This is a genomic window from Desulfurellaceae bacterium, from assembly GCA_021296095.1.
Taxonomy (GTDB): Bacteria; Desulfobacterota; Binatia; order Bin18; family Bin18; genus JAAXHF01.
Genome location: JAGWBB010000136.1, coordinates 1,573 through 6,681, shown reverse-complemented (window position 1 = coordinate 6,681; position 5,109 = coordinate 1,573). Strand labels below are relative to the sequence as shown.

The 5,109-nt window shown below is 63.8% G+C and carries 6 protein-coding genes; 1 reads left to right on the top strand and 5 read right to left on the bottom strand.

Translation table 11 applies throughout. The features are described from left to right. The 5 genes from J4F42_21265 to J4F42_21245 all read right to left on the bottom strand — a co-directional run. On the bottom strand, positions 1–681 hold a 681-nt coding region (locus J4F42_21265), incomplete at its 3' end, for a CoA transferase (GenBank protein MCE2488052.1). 5 nt (positions 682–686) lie between these two features. Further along, on the bottom strand, positions 687–1,838 hold the full coding sequence (locus J4F42_21260; GenBank protein ID MCE2488051.1) for a CoA transferase: 1,152 nt from the start codon (positions 1,836–1,838) through the stop codon (positions 687–689). 21 nt (positions 1,839–1,859) lie between these two features. Then, positions 1,860–2,273 carry a Zn-ribbon domain-containing OB-fold protein gene (locus J4F42_21255; GenBank protein MCE2488050.1) on the bottom strand — a complete coding sequence of 138 codons (414 nt, stop codon included), beginning with the start codon at positions 2,271–2,273 and terminating at the stop codon, positions 1,860–1,862. Positions 2,274–2,275: 2 nt separating this feature from the next. Further along, positions 2,276–3,451, bottom strand: coding sequence for a thiolase family protein (locus J4F42_21250; GenBank protein ID MCE2488049.1), 1,176 nt, complete (start codon positions 3,449–3,451; stop codon positions 2,276–2,278). Between the two features lie 62 nt (positions 3,452–3,513). Continuing rightward, positions 3,514–4,419, bottom strand: a complete 906-nt coding sequence (locus J4F42_21245; GenBank protein ID MCE2488048.1) for a YcbK family protein — start codon at positions 4,417–4,419, stop codon at positions 3,514–3,516. Between the two features lie 178 nt (positions 4,420–4,597). Here J4F42_21245 and J4F42_21240 point away from each other — a divergent pair. Next, positions 4,598–5,109: hypothetical protein (locus tag J4F42_21240; protein ID MCE2488047.1), on the top strand; the 512-nt coding region annotated here is incomplete at its 3' end.

Sequence of the window (5,109 nt, the reverse complement as noted above, 5' to 3'; positions counted from 1 at the left end):
GTTGTCGAGGTGGAAGCCGTACCAGTCGTCCGGGTCGGTCATCGACGTCCACATGATGCCCCGCATGTGCAACAGGGTGCCCAGCATGCTGACCGACACGCGCTGGCCCTGACCCGTGCGCAAACGGTGGAACAGGCCGGCCGTAACTGCCTGAGAGACAAACACGCCGGTGCTGAGACTGGCCACGTCCGTCCCCAAACGCACCGGCGGCTCGCCAATCCGGCCCAGCGAGTTGGTGTAGTCGGCCATGGCCTGAATGACCAGCTCGGCCCCGGGCAGATTCCGCAGCGGTCCCTTGTCGCCAAAAGCGCTCACCGCGCAGTAGACCAGCTGGGGATTGCGTTCTTGCAGGGCGGCGTAGTCGAGCCCCAACTCTTCGGCCTCGTCCGGCGCCAGGTCCGCAATCAGGGCGTCGGCTCTGGCTACCAGCCGCCGGATGATCGCCCGGCCCTCGGCCGTCCGGATATCGAGCGCCAGGCTCTTCTTGTTGCGGTTGAGACTCAGAAAAACGGCGCTGTCTTGCCCGACAAACGGCGGTCCCATGGTCCGCGAGGCGTCCCCGTCGAGCGGCTCAAGCTTGACGATCTCGGCGCCCGCGTCACCCAGACGCATGGCACCGAACGGACCGCACAAGCCCTGGGTCAGATCAAGAATGCGATAGCCGGCCAGTGCCCCAGACATGCGGTCTAGTCCTCAATGCCGAACTCGCGCAGCACGTCCCGGGTATGCTCGCCCTTGAGCCCACCCGGCCGCACCGGCCCGGCCGGGCTGTGGCTGAATTTCCACGGCACACCGTCAACGCTGAGGGTACCCCAGTGGGGGGTGTCCAGATCAACAATATGTTCGTTGTCCAGCACCTGAGGGTGATAGCGGAGCGCCTCAAAATCCTGGATGCGACTGTTTGGCACCCCCTCCTTGGTCAGCCGAATCACCCACCAGGCGACCGGCTTGGTCCGGAACCGCTCGTCGAGAATGGGAATCAGCTCATTGCGATGCTCGACCCGCTCGGGGTTGGTGGCAAACCGCGGATCGCCGATCAGCTCCTCAGCCTTGATCGCCCGGCAGAAACGCGGCCACTGGTCCTCGCTGACTACCCCGACCGCGATATACTGCTGATCCTCGCACACAAAGGCCTGGTGTGGGACGGTGGTGGTCACCGCGCTGCCCATCGGCTGGGGCTGTTGGCGGGTGGCGAAGTATTCGGCCAGCCGGCTGGTTTGCAGCGATAGCGCCGCCGCCACCATCTCGATCTCGATATTCTGGCCCCGGCCGGTCTTCTCGCGGGCCAGCAGGGCCTGGAGCACGGCCTCGACAATCATCGAGCTGGTATTGATATCCAGATGGGCGAAATGGCGGAACATCTCGCCCTGCGAGCCGGGCTGACCGGTGACGCTGCACCAGCCGGAAAAGGCTTGGACGGTGGGATCCACCCCGGCCTCTTTGGCCATTGGTCCGGTTCGACCGTAAGCCGACGCCGAGACATAGATCAGCCTGGGGTTGAGCTGCGAGACTACGTCGTAGCCGAGGCCGAGGCGCTCGACCGCTCCGGGCCGCATATTCTGGATGAATACGTCGCTCTTCTCGACGATTTTCAGGGCAATCGCCCGGTCGGCCTCCTGCTTGAGGTCGAGCACGATGTGACGCTTATTGAAATTGGCCGAGATGTACAGAACCGCCGAGCCCTTGATCGGCGGAGGAATATAGTGCGAGAGTTCGCCGCCCGGCGCTTCGACCTTGATGACATCGGCGCCCAGCTCGCCCAGGAGCTTGGCCGCCCACGGACCAACCGCCGCAATACTCAGGTCAAAGATACGAATGCCGTCAAGAATGCCTGGCATGTTTCCTCCGTCTGCCCCGGGTCAGGACTTGCGCGGCCTGAACTTGGCCAGCGTGACCTCATCGGTGACATCGTCAAAGCACACTTCGACCGCCAGACCGATCCGGATATCGGCGTTGTCCACCTCGACCAAGTTGGTCAGCAGACGCGGTCCCTCTTCCAGTTCGACCTCGGCAACATTATACGGAATATCGTCCTTGAACGACGAAAAATACGCCTGATGAAACACCACCCAGGAGTTGACCCGGCCACGACCGCTCAGCTGTTGCCAGGTGAAATCCCGTGACCAGCACTCCGGGCAGAACGGGGTCGGTGGATACCAGAACTTGCCGCACTCGTCGCACTGCGGCATGACAAGCCGACGCTGAGTGAGGCCCTCCCAGTAGGGCCGGTTGAGCGACGAGACCGCCGGCAGCGGCTTGGTGTAGTCGGCCATGCTTACCTCCGATAAATCAGCGAATCGCCGTAGGCGTTGGCCCACTGGGCAAGCGTGGCGTTCGGCACCTGGCGCACACCACACTCCCCGCGCAGCTGGCGCACCAGCTCGACCTGATGGTTCCAGCCCATGATGTGGCCCTCAGACATCAGTCCGCCGTTGGTATTCATCGGCAGCGCCCCGCCCACCTCGATCCGTCCGTCCTGGCTGAAGGCCGCCGCCTCCCCCTGGCCGCAGAAGCCGAAGCGTTCCAGGGCGGTCCAGGCCAGGATGGAAAAGGCGTCGTAGGTGAACAGCACGTCAATATCCTGGGGCGAGACGCCGGCCATGTCGTACACCGGCTGGACGCCCGGCTGGTAGTCGAAGACGTCCTGCTGTGAGGTGCCAAAGCCCGGATAGGTCCAGATGAACTCGTGCCGACCGGCGGGTAAGCCCTGCATCCCGCTGATATACACCGGCGGCTTTTTGGCATCTCGGGCGCGCTCGGCGCTGGTCACCAGCACGCAGGCCGCCCCGTCATTGATCAGGCAGTAGTCGAGCAGGTGCAGGGGCTCGCAGACAAAGCGTGAGTTCTGATGATCCTCAACCGTGATCGGGCTACGCATCATGGCCGCCGGATTCAGCGACGCGTGTTTGCGAAAGGCAACCGCCACTGCGGCCAGGTCCTGGCTGGTCGCCCCGAAGCGGTCAAAGTATTTGCGGGCCACCAGCGCGGCCCCGGCCCCCGGTGAGGTCATGCCAAAGACCGGGTCTTCGCCGTGTCCGCCGCCCGCCTCGCGGCCGCCCTCTGCGTCTCCAGCCCCGCCCATCATGGGCCGGCGAAAGCCCGAGAAACTGATCGACGCCAGACACGCCACCGTCTGGGCCAGACCGGCGCCGACCATCATCGCCGCCCACTGTACGCAGCTGGCGGTAAACCGGCCGTGCGCCCAGGTCTGGTTATAGGCCCGCAGCTTGAGGCCCAGGGCGTAGGCCAGGGTATCGGCGTCGGCCCCGATCGGCGTGCCAAAGCTGACCATCAGGCCGTCCACATCGTCGCGCTCCAGCCCGGCGTCATCGACGGCATTCCGAATCGCCTCGCCAGCCAGATCGATCTGACTGCGGTTCAGGCGCCGGCCATAGGCCGAGTGGCCCACCCCGCACACCGCAGCGGTATCTTTCAAATCCAAAGCGGGCATTGGCAGCCCTCCTTCGGCTGACAAGGTAGGCTACCGGCGCGGAAGGTGTCAACAGGAATGGCTCAGCGAATAACAATCGGATTCGACTCGACCCGCTCCGGCATGTGCGGCAGCCGCTTGTCACAAAAGTCGAGCCGGATACGCAGCGGCTCGTCGGCGCGCATCTCTTCTGGGAGAGTCCAGCGCAGGACTTTGTCACGGGGATCCCGGACGGCCAGGCAGGCACCGGAATCGCCGTTCAAGGAAAATCTGCGGACCACGTGTCCCTCACGCACGAAGGCAAAGCCCGAGACCACGCCGAACGGATAGTCGGTGATGCGGGCCAGGCGGAGTTGGACGGTTTCGCCGGACAGATAGATGTCTTTATCCGTCCGCAGCATGATGCGTTTGTTGTGGTCCGAGATATTGGTTCTGACCTTGGACGAGCTTGCGTCCCAATACCGAGCCGGGCCGGTGTCCACATGCAGCGAGCTGCCGTGGTAATAGCCCACCCCGCAGCAGTTGAGATCCTTCAGAAGGGCAAAAGCCCGGGCGGCGAGGCGTTTGCCGACCTCGATATCCGCGGCCATGCCCTCCATGTGGAGGCTTGCCCGCGCTGCAGTTGCGCCCCGTTTGCGCAGCTGGGCGTTGTAGGCCGGGCTGCGGTAGCCCGAGATAATGCGGATCGGGCGCTGAAAGCGGTCTTCAAAATAGTCGAGGAAGGCGATGAAACGCAGGGAGATGTGGTCATCGGCAGACGCCGGCAGACCAAAAATTCGGTCGATCTGCCGCCGCACCTGCTGGGGATACGACCCGTCCGGCAAACGATAGCGCAGTTTTGCCGAACGGCCGTTCTTGGCGTTTGACAGCTCAAGCAGCCCGTCGCCGCTCAGAAAATATCGACCCGGGGGCTGTCCCTCCTCAGCCCGACCGAGGGCCCCCATCGACACCAGACACACACCAATCACCACCACACTCCACCGAGCCATTTCCGCCCCCTGTTGACCAGAATGTCGGCCTCAAATCCTAAAAGTCCCGTTTTACGGGGTCAAGCCGGCTCCCACCCGTTGAACTGACACGGACGCTATGCCATGGATGGGACCGAGGCTGGGGGCGTCCCCACCACGGAAAGGAATGCCGGCCGGGCAACAGGCCGGTTCTAGGCGTATGACACTCGTTACTTGGTCGTGGTTTTTCCTCGTCATCTATATCGGCGTCATGCTGACCATCGGGGTGTTGGCCCAGCGGCGGGTCAAACACGCCGACGACTTTGCCACGGCGCGCAGCTCCTACGGCCCGCTGTTCCTGGCCCTGGCGTTCTCCGCCACCACCGTCAGCGGAGCCACCTTCCTGGGCATGCCGGGCCTGAGTTACACCTGGGGGCTGACCACCATATGGGCCATCTTTCTGACTCCGGTCGGCCTCGGTTTGGGCATGCTGCTGACCATGCGCCTGATTACCCAGGCCGGGCATCGCTTCGGCAACCGCTCCATCCCCGAGTACCTCGGCGACCGCTACCAGTCCGAAGGCATTCGGGTGCTGGTGTCGCTGTTCTCCCTGCTCCTGTGTTTCTATCTGGCCGGCCAGCTCGTGTCGGGCCTGGTCATGTTCGAGATTCTGCTGGGCATGCCGCCAATCTGGGCGCTGATCATCACCACCACCGTGCTGCTGATTTACGT